The 14,531-nt window shown below is 62.6% G+C and carries 12 protein-coding genes; 9 read left to right on the top strand and 3 right to left on the bottom strand.

From position 1 onward, the window contains the following. The first annotated feature begins 21 nt into the window (after positions 1-21). The 3 genes from ACYCFC_RS15620 to ACYCFC_RS15610 all read left to right on the top strand — a co-directional run bounded on the left by ACYCFC_RS15620 (position 22) and on the right by ACYCFC_RS15610 (position 2,678). Positions 22-420 (top strand): diacylglycerol kinase, encoded by a 399-nt coding sequence (locus ACYCFC_RS15620; RefSeq protein ID WP_181082567.1) that lies wholly within the window; start codon positions 22-24, stop codon positions 418-420. Positions 421-530: 110 nt separating this feature from the next. Further along, the gene (gene ompR / locus ACYCFC_RS15615) at positions 531-1,265 is read left to right on the top strand and encodes an osmolarity response regulator transcription factor OmpR (protein ID WP_459652167.1); all 735 of its coding nucleotides are present in this window, start codon (positions 531-533) and stop codon (positions 1,263-1,265) included. A 90-nt stretch (positions 1,266-1,355) separates the two neighbouring features. After that, positions 1,356-2,678, top strand: coding sequence for an ATP-binding protein (locus tag ACYCFC_RS15610; RefSeq protein WP_181082565.1), 1,323 nt, complete (start codon positions 1,356-1,358; stop codon positions 2,676-2,678). Positions 2,679-2,919: 241 nt separating this feature from the next. Here the strand turns inward: ACYCFC_RS15610 and rimK are convergent, their stop codons facing one another. Continuing rightward, the gene (rimK, locus tag ACYCFC_RS15605; RefSeq protein ID WP_181082564.1) at positions 2,920-3,825 is read right to left on the bottom strand and encodes a 30S ribosomal protein S6--L-glutamate ligase; all 906 of its coding nucleotides are present in this window, start codon (positions 3,823-3,825) and stop codon (positions 2,920-2,922) included. Further along, a complete protein-coding gene (gene rimB, locus ACYCFC_RS15600) occupies positions 3,822-4,289 on the bottom strand; it encodes a retropepsin-like aspartic endopeptidase RimB (protein ID WP_181082563.1) in 468 nt (155 codons plus the stop codon). The genes rimK and rimB overlap by 4 nt, the downstream gene beginning before the upstream one ends. Before the next feature lie 251 nt (positions 4,290-4,540). On the opposite strand from rimB, the gene ACYCFC_RS15595 reads away from it, so the two are divergent. From ACYCFC_RS15595 to ACYCFC_RS15575, 5 genes are all read left to right on the top strand, one after another. Next, positions 4,541-4,936 carry an RNA-binding S4 domain-containing protein gene (locus ACYCFC_RS15595; RefSeq protein ID WP_181082562.1) on the top strand — a complete coding sequence of 132 codons (396 nt, stop codon included), beginning with the start codon at positions 4,541-4,543 and terminating at the stop codon, positions 4,934-4,936. 126 nt (positions 4,937-5,062) lie between these two features. After that, entirely contained in the window at positions 5,063-5,956 is an 894-nt protein-coding gene (gene hslO / locus ACYCFC_RS15590) for an Hsp33 family molecular chaperone HslO (RefSeq protein WP_459652166.1), read from the top strand. Between the two features lie 188 nt (positions 5,957-6,144). Then, the gene (locus tag ACYCFC_RS15585) at positions 6,145-7,686 is read left to right on the top strand and encodes a phosphoenolpyruvate carboxykinase (RefSeq protein ID WP_459652165.1); all 1,542 of its coding nucleotides are present in this window, start codon (positions 6,145-6,147) and stop codon (positions 7,684-7,686) included. Between the two features lie 164 nt (positions 7,687-7,850). Beyond that, positions 7,851-8,453: a nitroreductase family protein gene (locus ACYCFC_RS15580; protein ID WP_181082559.1), complete on the top strand. Its 603-nt coding sequence runs from the start codon at positions 7,851-7,853 to the stop codon at positions 8,451-8,453. Positions 8,454-8,559: 106 nt separating this feature from the next. Next, the gene (locus ACYCFC_RS15575; RefSeq protein ID WP_459652164.1) at positions 8,560-10,506 is read left to right on the top strand and encodes a RecQ family ATP-dependent DNA helicase; all 1,947 of its coding nucleotides are present in this window, start codon (positions 8,560-8,562) and stop codon (positions 10,504-10,506) included. A 4-nt stretch (positions 10,507-10,510) separates the two neighbouring features. Here ACYCFC_RS15575 and ACYCFC_RS15570 read toward each other — a convergent pair whose 3' ends face one another. Beyond that, positions 10,511-12,532 carry an FIST N-terminal domain-containing protein gene (locus tag ACYCFC_RS15570; protein WP_459652163.1) on the bottom strand — a complete coding sequence of 674 codons (2,022 nt, stop codon included), beginning with the start codon at positions 12,530-12,532 and terminating at the stop codon, positions 10,511-10,513. A gap of 342 nt (positions 12,533-12,874) precedes the next feature. On the opposite strand from ACYCFC_RS15570, the gene ACYCFC_RS15565 reads away from it, so the two are divergent. Continuing rightward, positions 12,875-14,509 (top strand): methyl-accepting chemotaxis protein, encoded by a 1,635-nt coding sequence (locus ACYCFC_RS15565; RefSeq protein ID WP_459652162.1) that lies wholly within the window; start codon positions 12,875-12,877, stop codon positions 14,507-14,509. Positions 14,510-14,531: the final 22 nt, after the last annotated feature.

Here is a 14,531-nt window from a genome sequence, read left to right as displayed (position 1 = left end):
GCCGTTGCGCCGAGGAAGCTGATGAATAGCGAACCCCTGAATGAAGTAGCTGATGCAACTGCTCTGAAAACCAAGTCGGGACTGCGGCGCTTAGGGAAGGCGCTAAGCTACTCCGCTGCCGGTTTCGCGGCGGCCTGGCGCCACGAGGCCGCTTTTCGCCAGCTGGCGCTGTTCGGGGCCGTTCTCACGGTTGTGGCATTTTTCATTACCGACGTGCCGCTGGAGCGGGCCATCCTTGTCCTCCCCATTCTCCTGTCGCTTGCGATAGAGCTGATCAATTCGGCAATCGAGGCAGTGGTTGACCGGATTTCGCTGGAGTTGCACCCCCTTTCAAAACGTGCAAAGGACATGGGCAGCGCCGCGCAATTCATGGCGTTGGTGAGCATCGCGGTGGTGTGGTTGCTGGTGCTGTGCGGGTGATTTGACGGTGCATGGTCGGCGCCAGCAGAGGAAAAATCTGCTAACAATGGCTGTCAGTTGCTTTGATATCCGCAGGCGCATAATGCGCTGTCGAACATTCGGGAGTTTCCATGAGCAACACTGCGCCCGCCAGCGAAGGCGAAAAGATCCTTATTGTCGATGACGATGCCCGTTTGCGGCGTCTGCTTGAGCGCTTTCTCGATGAACAGGGCTACCGTGTCCGCACCGTGGAAAGCGCCGAGCAGATGGATCGTCTGCTCAGTCGCGAGTTGTTCCATCTGGTGGTGCTGGACCTGATGATGCCCGGCGAGGATGGGCTGTCGGCCTGCCATCGCCTGCGTGAAAGCGGCAATCAGATTCCGATCATCATGCTCACCGCCAAGGGCGACGAGGCCAGCCGCATTCAGGGCCTGGAACAGGGCGCCGACGATTACCTGGCCAAGCCCTTCAACCCGCGTGAATTGCTGGCGCGGATTCGCGCCGTGCTGCGCCGTCAGGCGCCACAGGTGCCGGGTGCGCCGGGCAGCGAAGACCAGACGGTGACCTTCGGCGACTACGAACTGTTCCTCGGCACCCGCGAACTGAAGAAGGGCGACCAGGTGCACATGCTCACCACCGGCGAGTTCGCCGTGCTCAAGGCGCTGGTCCAGCATGCCCGCGAGCCGCTGACCCGCGACAAGCTGATGAACCTCGCCCGGGGCCGTGAATGGGATGCACTGGAGCGCTCCATCGATGTGCAGATCTCGCGTCTGCGCCGCCTGATCGAGCCCGATCCGTCCAAGCCGCGTTATATCCAGACGGTCTGGGGCGTGGGCTACGTGTTCGTGCCAGACGGCAACAAATGAAGCCGATAAAAGCGCTGGAAGCTGGACGCTGGACGAAAAAGCGTCATCGTTCAGCCTCAGGCCTTTAGCGCTCTTGTCGATTTTCGATTTATGAAGACTCCGCTCTGGTTCCCGCAAAGCTTCTTCGCCCGCACGCTGTGGATGGTGCTGATCGTCGTCTTGTTCTCCAAGGTACTGATGCTGGTGTACCTGATGATGAATGAAGATGTGATGGTCGATCGCCAGTACAGCCATGGTGCGGCGCTGACCCTGCGCGCCTACTGGGCCGCCGATGAGGAAAACCGCGAGCGTATCGCCATGGCTGCGGGCCTGCTGCGGGTACTGCCCGAGGAGGTGCCGCCGAGCGAATACCACTGGCCCTATACGGAGATTTTCCAGCGGCAGATGCAGGCCGAGCTCGGGGTCGAAACCGATGTGCGGGTGCGTATCCAGCCGCAGACGGCCATCTGGGTGCGCGCCCCGCAACTGGGGCCGGACTGGCTGCAGGTACCGCTGTATGCCTATCCCTTGCGCGGTCAGCGGATCTGGAGCGTGTTGGGCTGGTTCCTCGGTATCGGGCTGCTCTCCACCGCCGCGGCCTGGATTTTCGTCAGCCAGCTCAACCTGCCGCTCAAGCGTCTGGTCTACGCCGCTCGACAGATCGGCAAGGGGCGCAGCGTGCGCCTGCCGGTCAGCGACACGCCGAGCGAGATGACCGAGGTCTATCGCGCCTTCAACCAGATGGCCGAGGACGTCGAGCAGGCCGGGCGTGAACGTGAACTGATGCTCGCTGGGGTTTCCCATGACCTGCGTACGCCGCTGACGCGCCTGCGCCTGTCGCTGGAACTGATGTCCAGCGATGCCGAACTGACCGAAGACATGATCCGCGATATCGAGGACATGGATGCCATTCTCGACCAGTTTCTCGCTTTCGTGCGCGATGGCAGCGACGAGCCGGTGGAAAGCATCGACCTGGGCGAACTGGTGTGCGAGGTGGTGGCGCCCTACAACCAGTATGGGGAAACCGTGCGCCTGTGCGTGGAGCCCATGCCGCAACTGGCATTGCGCCGGGTGTCGATCAAGCGCCTGCTGGTCAACCTGATCGAGAATGCCCTGCGTTATGGCGGACATGGGGTCGAGGTGGCGGCTTTCGTTTCGGGCGAACGGCAGGCGCCCTATGTGGTGTTGAGCGTGCTCGACCGTGGTGTCGGGATCAACCCCGATGAGCTGAGCGAGATTTTCAATCCCTTCATCCGTGGCGACCGTGCCCGCGGCGGACAGGGTACGGGGCTGGGTCTGGCCATCGTCAAGCGCATCGCCGCCCAGCACGGCGGCACTATCGAACTGCGCAATCGCGCCGGCGGGGGGCTTGAGGCTCGGGTCAGCCTGCCGCTGGGGTTGCTGTTGCCGCGCGGTGCCGCAGAGGTGGCGTAGGTCGGGCCACGTCTTCTGATTGTCGGATTATGCCTTCGGAAACCCGGATTACGCCTTCGGCTAATCCAGGCTACGGTCTGTCCGGTTTTGTAGGATGGAATCGCCAAAGGCGCTTCCATCATCTGCCGCGAAACACGGCCGTATTGCTGGTACCCGCCGTAGATATAAAGCCGGGTTACGCTTCACCGACCCGACGGGCGGACCGGAAACAGCGGCAAGCCTCCAGCCTCTCCACGGCCTTTCAGCCCTTGCCCTTGGTTCTGGTCAGGTGCGGGCCGGCGTTCTTTTCCAGGTACTGGATGATCAGCCCGGCCACGTCCTTGCCGGTAGTTTCCTCGATGCCGGCCAGGCCCGGCGAGGAGTTGACCTCCATCACCAGCGGGCCGTGGTTGGAGCGCAGGATGTCCACGCCGGCTACGGAAAGCCCCATGACCTTGGCGGCGCGGATCGCGGTCATGCGTTCTTCCGGAGTGATCTTGATCAGGCTGGCGGTGCCGCCGCGATGCAGGTTGGAACGGAACTCGCCGGGCTTGGCCTGGCGTTTCATCGCCGCGATGACCTTGTCGCCGACGACGAAACAGCGGATGTCGGCGCCGCCGGCTTCCTTGATGTATTCCTGCACCATGATGTCCTGCTTGAGGCTCATGAAAGCCTCGATCACCGATTCGGCGGCCTTCTCGGTCTCGCACAGCACCACGCCGATGCCCTGGGTGCCTTCCAATACCTTGATCACCAGTGGCGCGCCGCCGACCATCTGAATCAGGTCGGCGATGTCGTCCGGGGAGTGAGCGAAACCGGTGACCGGCAGGCCGATGCCGCGCCGCGACAGCAGTTGCAGCGAGCGCAGCTTGTCCCGGGAGCGGGCGATGGCCACCGATTCGTTGAGCGGGAACACGCCCATCATCTCGAACTGGCGCAATACCGCGCAGCCATAGAAGGTGACCGAGGCGCCGATGCGCGGGATCACCGCGTCGAAGCCTTCCAGCGGGCGGCCACGATAGTGGATCTGCGGTTTGTGGCTGGCGATGTTCATGTACGCGCGCAGGGTGTCGATCACCACCATCTCATGGCCACGCTGCTGGCCGGCCTCCACCAGGCGGCGGGTCGAATACAGACGAGGATTGCGCGACAGCACGGCGATTTTCATGGGGCACCGGAAGAGGTAAGGGTCTGGGGTTTTTGCTGCACGTAGGTCAGTGCCGGATCGATCAGCCATTTGCCGTCCATCAGGGCTCTGGAGCCCAGCAGCAGGCGATAGCGCATGGTCTTGCGGCAGGTCAGGGTGAATTCCACCGGCCACAGGTGATCGCCCAGCGCCAGCAGTGTGCGTACCACATAGCGGGTCTGGGTATGGCCATTGGAGCTCTTGATCAGCTTGCGCGTCACCAACGGTGCTTCACACCGATGGCGGCGCTGCACCTGCGTGCCCAGGTGGGCGGTGAAGCGCACCCAGCGCTTGCCATCGCGCTCGAATTCGCTGATCTCGGTGGCATGCAGCGCCGAAGTGCTGGCACCGGTGTCGATCTTCGCACGCAGGCCGACCACGCCAAGTTCGGGCAGGGCGATCCATTCGCGCAAACCGATGACGGTGTGGGGGTCGGGATTGTTCAAGAAAGCATATCCACTGGATTTGTGCGCATTCTAGCAGGCCATTGAAAAGCGTTGGCGAGGCAGGCAAGACAAGGAAAAAAATGCCCTTCGGGCCGCGCTGAGGCACGTTAGCCGCAAGCGGCTTTCCGAGGTTGTTTTTGACGCAGTATGTCAACGCAGAGAGTTTTTCAACGGCCTGTTAGACGTGGCACATGACATCCGTACTTACCTGTACGACCCTATGACAACACGACGGTTGACCGAGTTGAACGATGAGCGAAAAAGACGACGGTAAAGTCCGCCTGGATAAATGGTTATGGGCCGCGCGCTTCTACAGGACGCGCGCCCTGGCCAAGGCCGCCATCGAGGGTGGCAAGGTGCACTGCCGGGGCGAGCGTTGCAAGGCCGGCAAGGAACCGAAGATCGGTGAGGAACTGGTGATCCGCGCCGGCTTCGACGAACGCACCGTGGTGATCCGGGCGCTGTCCTCGGTGCGCAAGGGCGCGCCCGAAGCGCAGCTGCTTTACGAGGAAACCGCCGACAGCCTGGCCCGCCGCGAGCAGGCGGCGGCCATGCGCAAGGCTGGGGCGCTGGGTGTGGAAACCGATGGCAGGCCCAGCAAGAAGCAACGGCGCGATCTGCAGCGCTTTCGGGCGGGCAGCGAGTAACCTTGCGGTTGGACGGTGGCCACTTTCGACCTAGAATGCGGTCCCTTCTTTCATCGGCTGGCAAGGTTTGGCGACTCACCGCCAAACCTTCACGGCTCCCGTTCTTCAATCTGTCTGGTCCTGCACATGCTCGATTCCGATTACACCCAGCGTTTCCTTTTCGATGACACCGACGTGCGTGGCGAATGGGTCGGGCTTGAGCGCAGTTATGCCGAAGTGCTGGCCAAGCACGACTACCCGGAGCCGGTTGCCCAGTTGCTGGGCGAGCTGCTGGCCGCTGCGGCATTGCTGGTCGGCACCTTGAAATTCGATGGGCTGATGGTGTTGCAGGCGCGCTCGAACGGGCCGGTGCCGCTGCTGATGGTGGAATGTTCCAGTGATCGCGAGGTACGTGGCATCGCGCGCTATCACGCCGACCAGTTGACGCCGGACGCCACCTTTGGCGAGTTGATGCCCGAGGGGATGCTGGCGATGACCGTCGATCCGACCAACGGTCAGCGCTATCAGGGCATCGTGGCGCTGGATGGCGTCAGCCTGGCGGACAGCCTGTCCAGTTACTTCGCTTCATCCGAGCAGTTGCCGACGCGCTTCTGGCTCAACGCCGATGGCCGCCGCGCCTGCGGCCTGCTGCTGCAGCAATTGCCCGCCGACCGCATCCGTGATGGCGAGGAGCGTGAAGCCAGCTGGCAGCACCTGCGCACCCTGGCCGACACGCTGTCGGCTGAGGAACTGCTGGGCCTGGATACCCAGACTGTGCTGCATCGGCTCTATCACGAGGAGCCGGTGCGCCTGTTCGAGCCGCGCCCGATCACCTTCCGCTGCAGCTGCTCGCGCGAGCGCTCGGCCAAGGCCGTGATCAGCCTGGGCCAGGCAGATGCCGAACAGTTACTGCACGAGCAGGGTGATGCGATCACCATCGACTGTCAGTTCTGTAACCACAGCTATCGCTTCGATGCAGCGGACATTGCTCAGTTGTTCGCGGGTGCGGGCGTCGAAGGGCCCTCCGGCACCCGGCATTAGGCTCTGCGACCGCGGTTTGCGGCGAAACGGCAACAGATTCAGTGGCTCTGAACCTTTTTGCCATCACACGCTCATACCCTGCACCGCGCCTTTTCTGTATATAATCGCGCCCACTTTTTTCGGTGTAGTCCACTGATAGTTGGGCTACAAAAGCAAGGAGGAATCGGCCCAGAGCCGACGGGAAACCCATGACGCAAGCCACTAACGCCGTGTACACCGACATCAGCGCAGCCCAACTCGTTGAACAAGCCATCCAGCGCGGCGAGGGCGAGCTGGCCGCCAATGGCGCGCTCGTCGTCAAGACTGGGCACCGTACCGGCCGTTCTCCTGTCGACCGCTTCATTGTCGAAGAGCCAAGCAGTCAGGCCAACATCGCCTGGGGGCCGATCAACCGTCCGTTCCCTGCAGACAAGTTCGATGCCCTCTGGGACCGCGTTGAGACCTTCAATCAGGCCCAGGATCATTTCGTTTCCCACGTCCATGTAGGCTCCTCCGAAGCCCACTACCTGCCGGTGAAGATGACCACCGCCACGGCCTGGCAGAATCTGTTTGGCCGTCAGCTGTTCATCAACCCCGAGCAGTACAACCCGGCTGGCAAGGACGAGTGGCAGGTGCTTAACGTCGCCAACTTCGAGTGCTCCCCTGAGCGCGATGGCACCAACTCCGATGGCTGCGTGATCATCAACTTCGCGCAGAAGAAGGTGCTGATCGCCGGCATGCGTTACGCCGGGGAAATGAAGAAGGCGATGTTCTCGGTGCAGAACTACCTGCTGCCCGAAGCCGACGTGCTGCCGATGCACTGTGCTGCCAACATCGGCGAAAAAGGCGACGTGACATTGTTCTTCGGCCTGTCCGGCACCGGCAAGACCACCCTGTCTGCCGATGAGTCGCGCTACCTGATCGGCGATGACGAGCACGGCTGGGGTACCGGCGTGGTGTTCAACATTGAAGGCGGCTGCTACGCCAAGTGCATCGACCTGTCGGAAAAGAACGAGCCGGTCATATGGAAGGCCATCAAGTTTGGCAGCGTGCTGGAAAACGTCGTTCTCGACGAGAACAAGGTACCGGACTACGCCGATGGCAGCCTGACCCAGAACAGCCGCGCCGCCTATCCGCTGGAGCACGTCGAGAAGCGTTCCGAGAAGAACCTCGGCGGCGAGCCTAACGCGGTGATCTTCCTGACCTGCGACCTGACTGGCGTATTGCCGCCGGTATCGATCCTCAACAACGAGCAGGCGGCCTACCACTTCCTGTCCGGCTACACCGCGCTTGTCGGTTCCACCGAGATGGGTTCGGGCAGCGGCATCAAGTCGACCTTCTCCACCTGCTTCGGTGCGCCGTTCTTCCCGCGTCCGGCCGGCGTGTACGCCGAGCTGCTGATCAAGCGTATCCAGGCGTTTGGCTCCAAGGTCTACCTGGTCAACACCGGCTGGACCGGCGGCGGCTATGGCGTCGGCAAGCGCTTCAGCATTCCGACCACCCGTGCGGTGATCGCGGCGATCCAGAGCGGTGCGCTGGTTGGCGCACAAACCGAGCACCTGCCGATCATCAACCTTGATGTGCCGACTGCGGTGCCCGGCGTAGAAACTCAGCTGCTCAACCCGCGCAATACCTGGGCCGACCCGAACGCCTATGACGAAGCGGCCAAAGAACTGGCGAGCAAGTTCATCGAGAACTTCAAGAAGTTCGACGTATCCGAAGCCATTCAGGCTGCGGGTCCGCAACTCTGAAGCTGTAGCGCCGCACAGCGAAAGCCGCCTTCGGGCGGCTTTTTTGTGGTTGTTGGCAAGCTGTTGATCGAAAACCTCGATAGTTTCCATCAGCAAAGCCCCATGGATTCGAACGATGCCGGGGCATAGCATGGCGGCCTCGTTCAACTCAGTGGAGTTCTCCCATGCATATCGAAGAAGCCATCCAGAGCCGTCGTGCCGTCAAACTCTATGACAGCAGCTTCCAGCTCAGCCGCGAAGAAAAGGATGAACTGCTGAAGACTGCGCTGCTGGCGCCTTCGGCGTTCAACCTGCAGCATGTACGGCTGGTGGAAGTGGCCGACCCGGCGCTGCGTGCGCAGATTCGTGAGGTGGGCTGGAACCAGGCGCAGATGACCGATGCCTCGATGCTGGTGGTGATCTGCGCCCAGGTAGACAGCTGGGAAAAGAACGTTCGCCGCGTATGGGAAGGCGTGGCTCCTGAGGTGCAGGATTACATGGCCGGTGCCATCGACAACTACTACCGTGACAAGCCGCAGGTGCAGCGCGACGAAACCATGCGCAGCTGTGGCCTGATGGCGCAGACGTTGATGCTGGCCGCACGCGGCAAGGGCCTGGACTCCTGCCCCATGGATGGCTTCGACTTCAAGGCAGTGGCCGAGCTGATCAACCTGCCGGAGAACCATGTCATCGCCATGATGGTGGCAGTTGGCAAGCGCGCCGCCGACCCAAAACCGCGTGTCGGCAAGCTGCCGTTCGATGAGGTGGTCATTCGCGACCGGTTCTGATCGGGCGCTCAGACCATGCTCCCTTGGTGGGTCGGTGGGCTGACCCGCCCTGCGCCGGCTCTCCTTTTGCTACCCTCGGGCTTCCCAGTCAAAGGAGTGACTCAGCATGATCGAACAGACTCTCGCCCGGGTATTTGGCTACGACGGTTTCCGCCCTGGCCAGCAACAGGCGATCCGCGCCGTGGTAGCCGGGCGCTCGGCGGCGGCGATCTTCCCCACCGGTTCCGGCAAGTCGCTGTGCTACCAGCTGCCGGCGTTGCATCTGCCGCACCTGACGCTGGTGGTCTCACCGCTGCTGGCGTTGATGCAGGATCAACTGGCCTTTCTGCATCGGCACGGCATTGCCGCCGCCAGCATCGATTCGGCGCAGGATCGCGAGCAGGTCAGCGCAACCATGGCCCGTGCCAGGTCCGGCGAGCTGAAGATCCTGATGATCTCGGTGGAGCGCCTGAAGAACGAGCGCTTTCGCCACTTCATCAGTCAGGTGCCGATCTCGCTGCTGGTGGTGGATGAGGCGCACTGCATTTCCGAGTGGGGGCATAACTTCCGCCCGGACTACCTCAAGCTTCCCGACTACCAGCGCCAGTTCAATATTCCACAGGTGTTGCTGCTGACCGCCACGGCGCCGCCGCCGGTGATCGCCGACATGCAGGGCAGGTTCGGCATTGCCGCCGAAGATGTGGTCACCACCGGCTTCTACCGATCCAACCTCAACCTGCTGGTCGAGCCGGTAAGTGGTTTCGACAAGCAGCGCCGGTTGGTGCAGTGGCTAGAAAACAAGGCCGGTCAGCCGACCATCGTCTACGTCACCCAGCAGAAGACCGCCGAGCAGGTTGCCGAACATCTGGCGCAGCACGGCTTTCCGGCCAGCGCCTATCACGCCGGGATGGCCCATGAGCTGCGTGAAGCCATTCAGCGGCGTTTCATGGCCGGCGAACTGAACTGCATCGTCGCCACCATCGCCTTCGGCATGGGCATCGACAAGGCCGATATCCGCAATGTGGTGCACTACGACCTGCCCAAATCCGTGGAGAACTACAGCCAGGAAATCGGTCGGGCCGGTCGTGACGGTCAGCCGTCCGATTGCCTGGTACTGGCCAACCGCGACAGCCTCAACGTGCTGCAGAACTTCGTCTACGGCGATACGCCCGAGCAAGAAGGCATTCGCGGCGTACTCGACGAGCTGTTGCAGGTTGGCCAGGGCGGTCAGTGGGAAGTGATGCTCAACCAGCTGTCCGACCAGAGCAATATTCGCCAGCTGCCGCTGAAAACCCTGCTGGTGCAGTTGGAACTGCGCGGCATCATCGCGCCGCGCTTCGCCTATTTCGCCGAATACCGTTTCAAGTACCTGCTCGAGCCCGATGTGCTGATCGCACGCTTCGAGGGTGAGCGGCGGCAGTTCGTCGAAGCCATCGTGCACACGTCGGTGCGGGCGCGAACCTGGTGCACGCTGGATTTCGATGCCCTTTACCAGCAGCACGGCGCCGAGCGGCCTCGGGTGATCAAGGCGCTGGACTACTTTCAGGAAAAGGGCTGGATCGAGCTGGAAAGCAAGCAGATGACCGAAGTCTATGCGCTGCTCGATCCGAGCTTCGATGCCGACGCGCTGAGTGCCGAGCTGTACGACTATTTCAAGCAGCACGAAACCAGCGAGATCACCCGTATCAACAGGATGCTGGCGTTGTTCGAGTCCAGTGAGTGCTTGAGCTACCGTCTGGCCGATTACTTCGGCGATCGCCAGGCGCCCCAGCGCTGCGGGCATTGCTCGGTCTGTCAGGGACATGTCGCGCAGTTGCCCGAGCCGCCGCTGCTGGCGCCGCTGGATGAGGTGGATGTCGCTGACCGCTGCGCCGATTTCAGCCAGCGCTATCGGCAGTCGAAGAACAGTCCGCCCAGCCCTGAATGCCTGACATGTTTTCTCTGCGGCATCAGCGTGCCGCTGTTCACACGGCTCAAGGCGCGCGGAGTTCCCGGGTTCGCATCGCTGGAAGCCTATCCCTACGCCGAGGTGCGTGAACGCGTGGTGCGTTCGCAGCGGCCCCTGCCTGAGTGAGGCATCAGTGTGCCGTCAGGCCGAGCAGCATATCGGCCACACCCTTGGTCTGACGGGAAGTACCAGCCGTGAGGTTGCTGGATTGCTCCAGTGCATCGAGCAGGCCCGTGAGCGAGCCGACGTCGGTCGATTGCGCCTCGATATGCTGCGCCACCGCGCGAATTTCGCTGGCCAGGCGTTCGATGTCGGTGCCGATTTCCTCTGCGTTCCTGCCGGTGATTTCCGCCAGCTTGCGCACCTCGTCGGCCACCACGGCGAAGCCCCGGCCCATTTCCCCGGCACGCGCCGCCTCGATGGCGGCGTTGAGCGCCAGCAGGTTGGTCTGCCCGGCGATCTGCTGAATGGTCTGCACCACCGACTGGATGCGCTGGCTCGATTGCGCCAGATCACGGGCGCTGCTGACCACTTCGTCGGCCTGGTGGACCATCTGCTTGACCGAGCCTGCAGCCTGCTCGATGACCTGGCCCTGGCGGCTGATGTTCAGGCTCAGGTCGTCCATCGAGCCATGCAGCTCGGTGGCGCACTGATTCAACTGCCCGGCGATGTTCTGGCGCTCGTGGTCGGCCTGCGACAGTACCTGGCCCAGGTCGGCAAGGCCCGAGAATACCGGGCGAATATGCTCGTCGAGGCCGTTGATATCCACCGCGCTGCCATAGTCCTGGCGCTTGAACTGTTCGATCTGCTTGACCACCACTTGGCTCAGGCCGGTGAGCTTCTTGATCTGGCGGCGCAGGAAGAAAGCCTTGAATTCGCCGTGGTAGGCGATGAAGTTGTCGGTGTACTCGTCGTGGAAGTCGTCCTTGTCGCTGGTGCGGAAGAAGAACACCGCCGTCAGCGTCTGGTTGAGGTTGAGCCCGAGAATCTCGCCGAAGGTGGAATAGCCCGCCACCGGCACGTCGCCGAACACCGGGTCCATGCTGCTCAGCGCCTGCTCGTTGTTCAGTCGGCGCAGGATGCAGTCGTTGAGAATGCCCACCAGCGGCTTGCCCGGTTTGTTGCGCAGGAAGCGTTCATAGTCGCGGCGGGTGGCTTCGGCCAGCGGGGTACGCTTGACCATGATCAGCTCCTCGCCGGGCGCCACGTCGCAGAACAGGTGTACGCGCTCGTTGGCGAAATCGATTCGCGAGATCGAGCGGACGAAGACTTCCTCGCCCACCCTGATGGCGAAGGAGTAGTCCGCCAGGCGCCGCTCCAGCTCCTGCGGCATGCACTTCAGAGCCTCGCAGAGCGCGGCGACCATGCTGCGTATATTGCCCCTGGCATCCACCACCTGGCTGATGTAACGGTCTTCCAGGGATGCGCTGAGCACGCTCAGGCTGAGCGGGGTGGGCTCGAAGTTCTGGCTCTTGAACACGCCGAAGCGCACGTTGCGTGCGCACTTGAGGAAGACGATCAGCGCATGGTTCTGGTAGGCGCGCTGGCCGTCATGCAGCTGGGTTTTCTGGAAGTCCAGCGTGCCGCCGGCCGAGCCGCCGACGAACAGGCAGGGGAAGCGCCCGGACTCGTACAGCGCCTCCATGAAGAAGGATTCCGAGGCCGACAGGCCGTCGAAGAAGATATTGGCCAGGGTGTCGCGGTAGTCGATCTTCATCGACACCTGCAGGCGCTTGATCGAGGCGGTCAGTCTGGCGATGCGCTGTGCCATGCTCACGCGCTGGCCCGCTGCGCGAATGTCCTCGCATTCCAGCGGCACCTGCACGATCTCCGCGGCGGCGATCACGCTGGCGTCGAACAGCTGCAGTACCACCCGGTCCCAGTGTGCCCCGGTCGCGCAATACAGGTGCTGGTTGTCGCTGGACAGCTCGCCCGAAGTGGTACACAGGCTGACCACTGCCTGCGGGAAGCGCTGGGCGATCCGCCGCGCCACCGCGTCGATATCCACATGCGGAGAGACGAAGCCGGCGATGTAGGTGGGGTTGAAGCGCAGCGTGGCGAGCTGCTGTGCCAACTGCTGCGAACTGCCGAGCAGGCTCAGTACGCCATCGGATTGCTTGTTGCCCGGCTTGAAGTGGGAAAACGGAAACATGGGCGGTACTCGCGCAGTTCGATAGGGCGAAGCGGGAGGCTGCGCCTCCCGTCAACAGATATCAGTCGGCATCGACCAACATCTCTGGAATACCGTTCGGCGCCTGCCTGGTGCGATTCAGGCTACCGAGCGGCTGGTCGAACTGGCTATGCAACCATGGTGCTCGTACTTAAGTAGGAGAGGAAATCCTGGTGTCCGTTTGATACCGCTCAAGGGGGGCGCTCTGTCGCTGTGCAAATCTTCGGATTGCGGTGCGGTTTCATCGAAGTTACAACAGCTGGAGTGGACTTTTGCCGTGAGCCCTCTTGCCGATAACCAGGAAAACCTTCAAGGAGTGATGCCATGTTTCGTTTGTTCGCCGATCTCGGGTTTCGCTGGAAAATCACCTTGCCGATCAGCTTTCTGGCGGTGCTGCTGGTGCTGATGGGCTGGCTGGGCATGCGTGGTATCGATCAGGTCGCGGGTTCCAGCAACACGCTGGCCACGCGTTATCTGCCGGCCATCAGCCTGCTGCTCAATGCCGACCGTGATCTGTATCAGGCGTTTATCGCCGAGCGCAGCCTGCTGGGCGCCGGTGCCGGAGCGCACGCCCAGGCGTTGCGTCTGAGTCATGCGGAAAACCTGCAACAGGCCCATGAGCGGGTGCAACGATACGTCCAGATGCAGCCGGGTGCCGAGGCGCTGGCGCTGGTCGACCAGTTCAATCGCGGTTTCGAGCAGTGGCAGAAGGTTTCGCAGCGGGTGATCGAGCTGGTCAATAGCGATCCGCAGGCAGCCAGTGCCCTGAGCTTCGGCGACAGCGAGGCGCGCTTCGAGGCCATGCGCGACGCCATCGACCAGCTTGGCGAGCTGGAGGATCAGGCCGCGAATCGCGAGGGCGAATCGGCGATTGCCGAGGGGCTGGCTGTCGCCGCGCAGCAGGGCACGATCCTGCTGATAGGCATGCTTGGCTGTCTCGTGCTGATCCTGGGGATGCCGCTGGTGGTGCTGAGACCGATGCGTCGGCTGCTCCAGCGTGTCGAGCAGATAGCCGAAGGCGACGGTGATCTGCGCACGCGGGTGGAAGTAAGTTCGGCCGATGAGCTGGGGCAGTTGGGCAGTGCCTTCAATCGTTTTATTGATAAATTGCAGCCGCTGATTGCCGAGGTGGGGCAGGTGACTGCTGAGGTCGAAGCGGCGGCGCGCGGGATGTCCGGCATGGCCAGCGCCAACGATCAACTGATCAGCGGCGAGCATGCCGCCGTCGATCAGGTCAGTACCGCCGCCACCGAGATGAGCGCCGCCGTGCATGAGGTGGCGCGCAACGCGCAGAACGCTTCGGATGCCGCTCGTCAGGCGGAGGATCAGGCCAGCGCGGGTGCGCAGGTGGTGAGTGGCACCATCGAATCGATCCGCCAACTCGCCCAGGAAGTGGAAGGAACTTCGCAGACCATCGAAGCGCTGGCCGAGGAAGCATCCAGCATCGGCGATGTGATGGAAGTCATTCGCGGCATTGCCGAGCAGACCAACCTGTTGGCGCTCAACGCGGCTATCGAAGCGGCACGGGCGGGCGAACAGGGGCGTGGCTTTGCCGTGGTAGCCGATGAAGTCAGGGCGCTGGCGGCGCGTACCCAGGAGTCGACCAAGGATATTCAGGTTCGCATCGAGCGCCTGCAGGGTGGCGTCAGCCGGGCGGTTCAGGCGATGCATGCCGGCAGCGGCAAGGCCCGTGACAGCGTCGAGCGGGCGGCGGGTGTGGATCAGACGTTGGCTGATACCACCGAGGCAGTGCGCCGTATCAACGACATGGCTGCGCAAATCGCCACGGCCTGCGAAGAGCAGAGCAGCGTGACCGAGGAAATTGCGCGTAACATCAGCGATATCCGCGACCTTTCCGACGAGGCTGCGTCAAATTCGGCACAGAGCATGCGCGCCAGTGAGGAGCTTTCCGGCTTGTCCCAGCGCCTGGCAGGGCTGGTTGGACGCTTTCGCGTTTGAGTTGCAGAAAGGGGAGTCCGGC

It is taken from the genome of Stutzerimonas sp. NM35 (assembly GCF_054604355.1).
The sequence above is the reverse complement of the archived record's forward strand: the minus strand, read 5'-3'. Positions and strand labels throughout refer to the sequence as shown.

What these genes read in the sequence shown, in the direction of transcription:
- ACYCFC_RS15575 (WP_459652164.1), top strand. Translation starts at nt 8,560, where the DNA reads ATGATCGAACAGACTCTCGCCCGGGTATTTGGCTACGACGGTTTCCGC.
- ACYCFC_RS15610 (WP_181082565.1), top strand. Translation starts at nt 1,356, where the DNA reads ATGAAGACTCCGCTCTGGTTCCCGCAAAGCTTCTTCGCCCGCACGCTG.
- ACYCFC_RS15570 (WP_459652163.1), bottom strand. Translation starts at nt 12,532, where the DNA reads ATGTTTCCGTTTTCCCACTTCAAGCCGGGCAACAAGCAATCCGATGGC.
- ACYCFC_RS15565 (WP_459652162.1), top strand. Translation starts at nt 12,875, where the DNA reads ATGTTTCGTTTGTTCGCCGATCTCGGGTTTCGCTGGAAAATCACCTTG.
- ACYCFC_RS15585 (WP_459652165.1), top strand. Translation starts at nt 6,145, where the DNA reads ATGACGCAAGCCACTAACGCCGTGTACACCGACATCAGCGCAGCCCAA.
- hslO (WP_459652166.1), top strand. Translation starts at nt 5,063, where the DNA reads ATGCTCGATTCCGATTACACCCAGCGTTTCCTTTTCGATGACACCGAC.
- ACYCFC_RS15620 (WP_181082567.1), top strand. Translation starts at nt 22, where the DNA reads ATGAATAGCGAACCCCTGAATGAAGTAGCTGATGCAACTGCTCTGAAA.
- ACYCFC_RS15595 (WP_181082562.1), top strand. Translation starts at nt 4,541, where the DNA reads ATGAGCGAAAAAGACGACGGTAAAGTCCGCCTGGATAAATGGTTATGG.
- rimK (WP_181082564.1), bottom strand. Translation starts at nt 3,825, where the DNA reads ATGAAAATCGCCGTGCTGTCGCGCAATCCTCGTCTGTATTCGACCCGC.
- ompR (WP_459652167.1), top strand. Translation starts at nt 531, where the DNA reads ATGAGCAACACTGCGCCCGCCAGCGAAGGCGAAAAGATCCTTATTGTC.
- ACYCFC_RS15580 (WP_181082559.1), top strand. Translation starts at nt 7,851, where the DNA reads ATGCATATCGAAGAAGCCATCCAGAGCCGTCGTGCCGTCAAACTCTAT.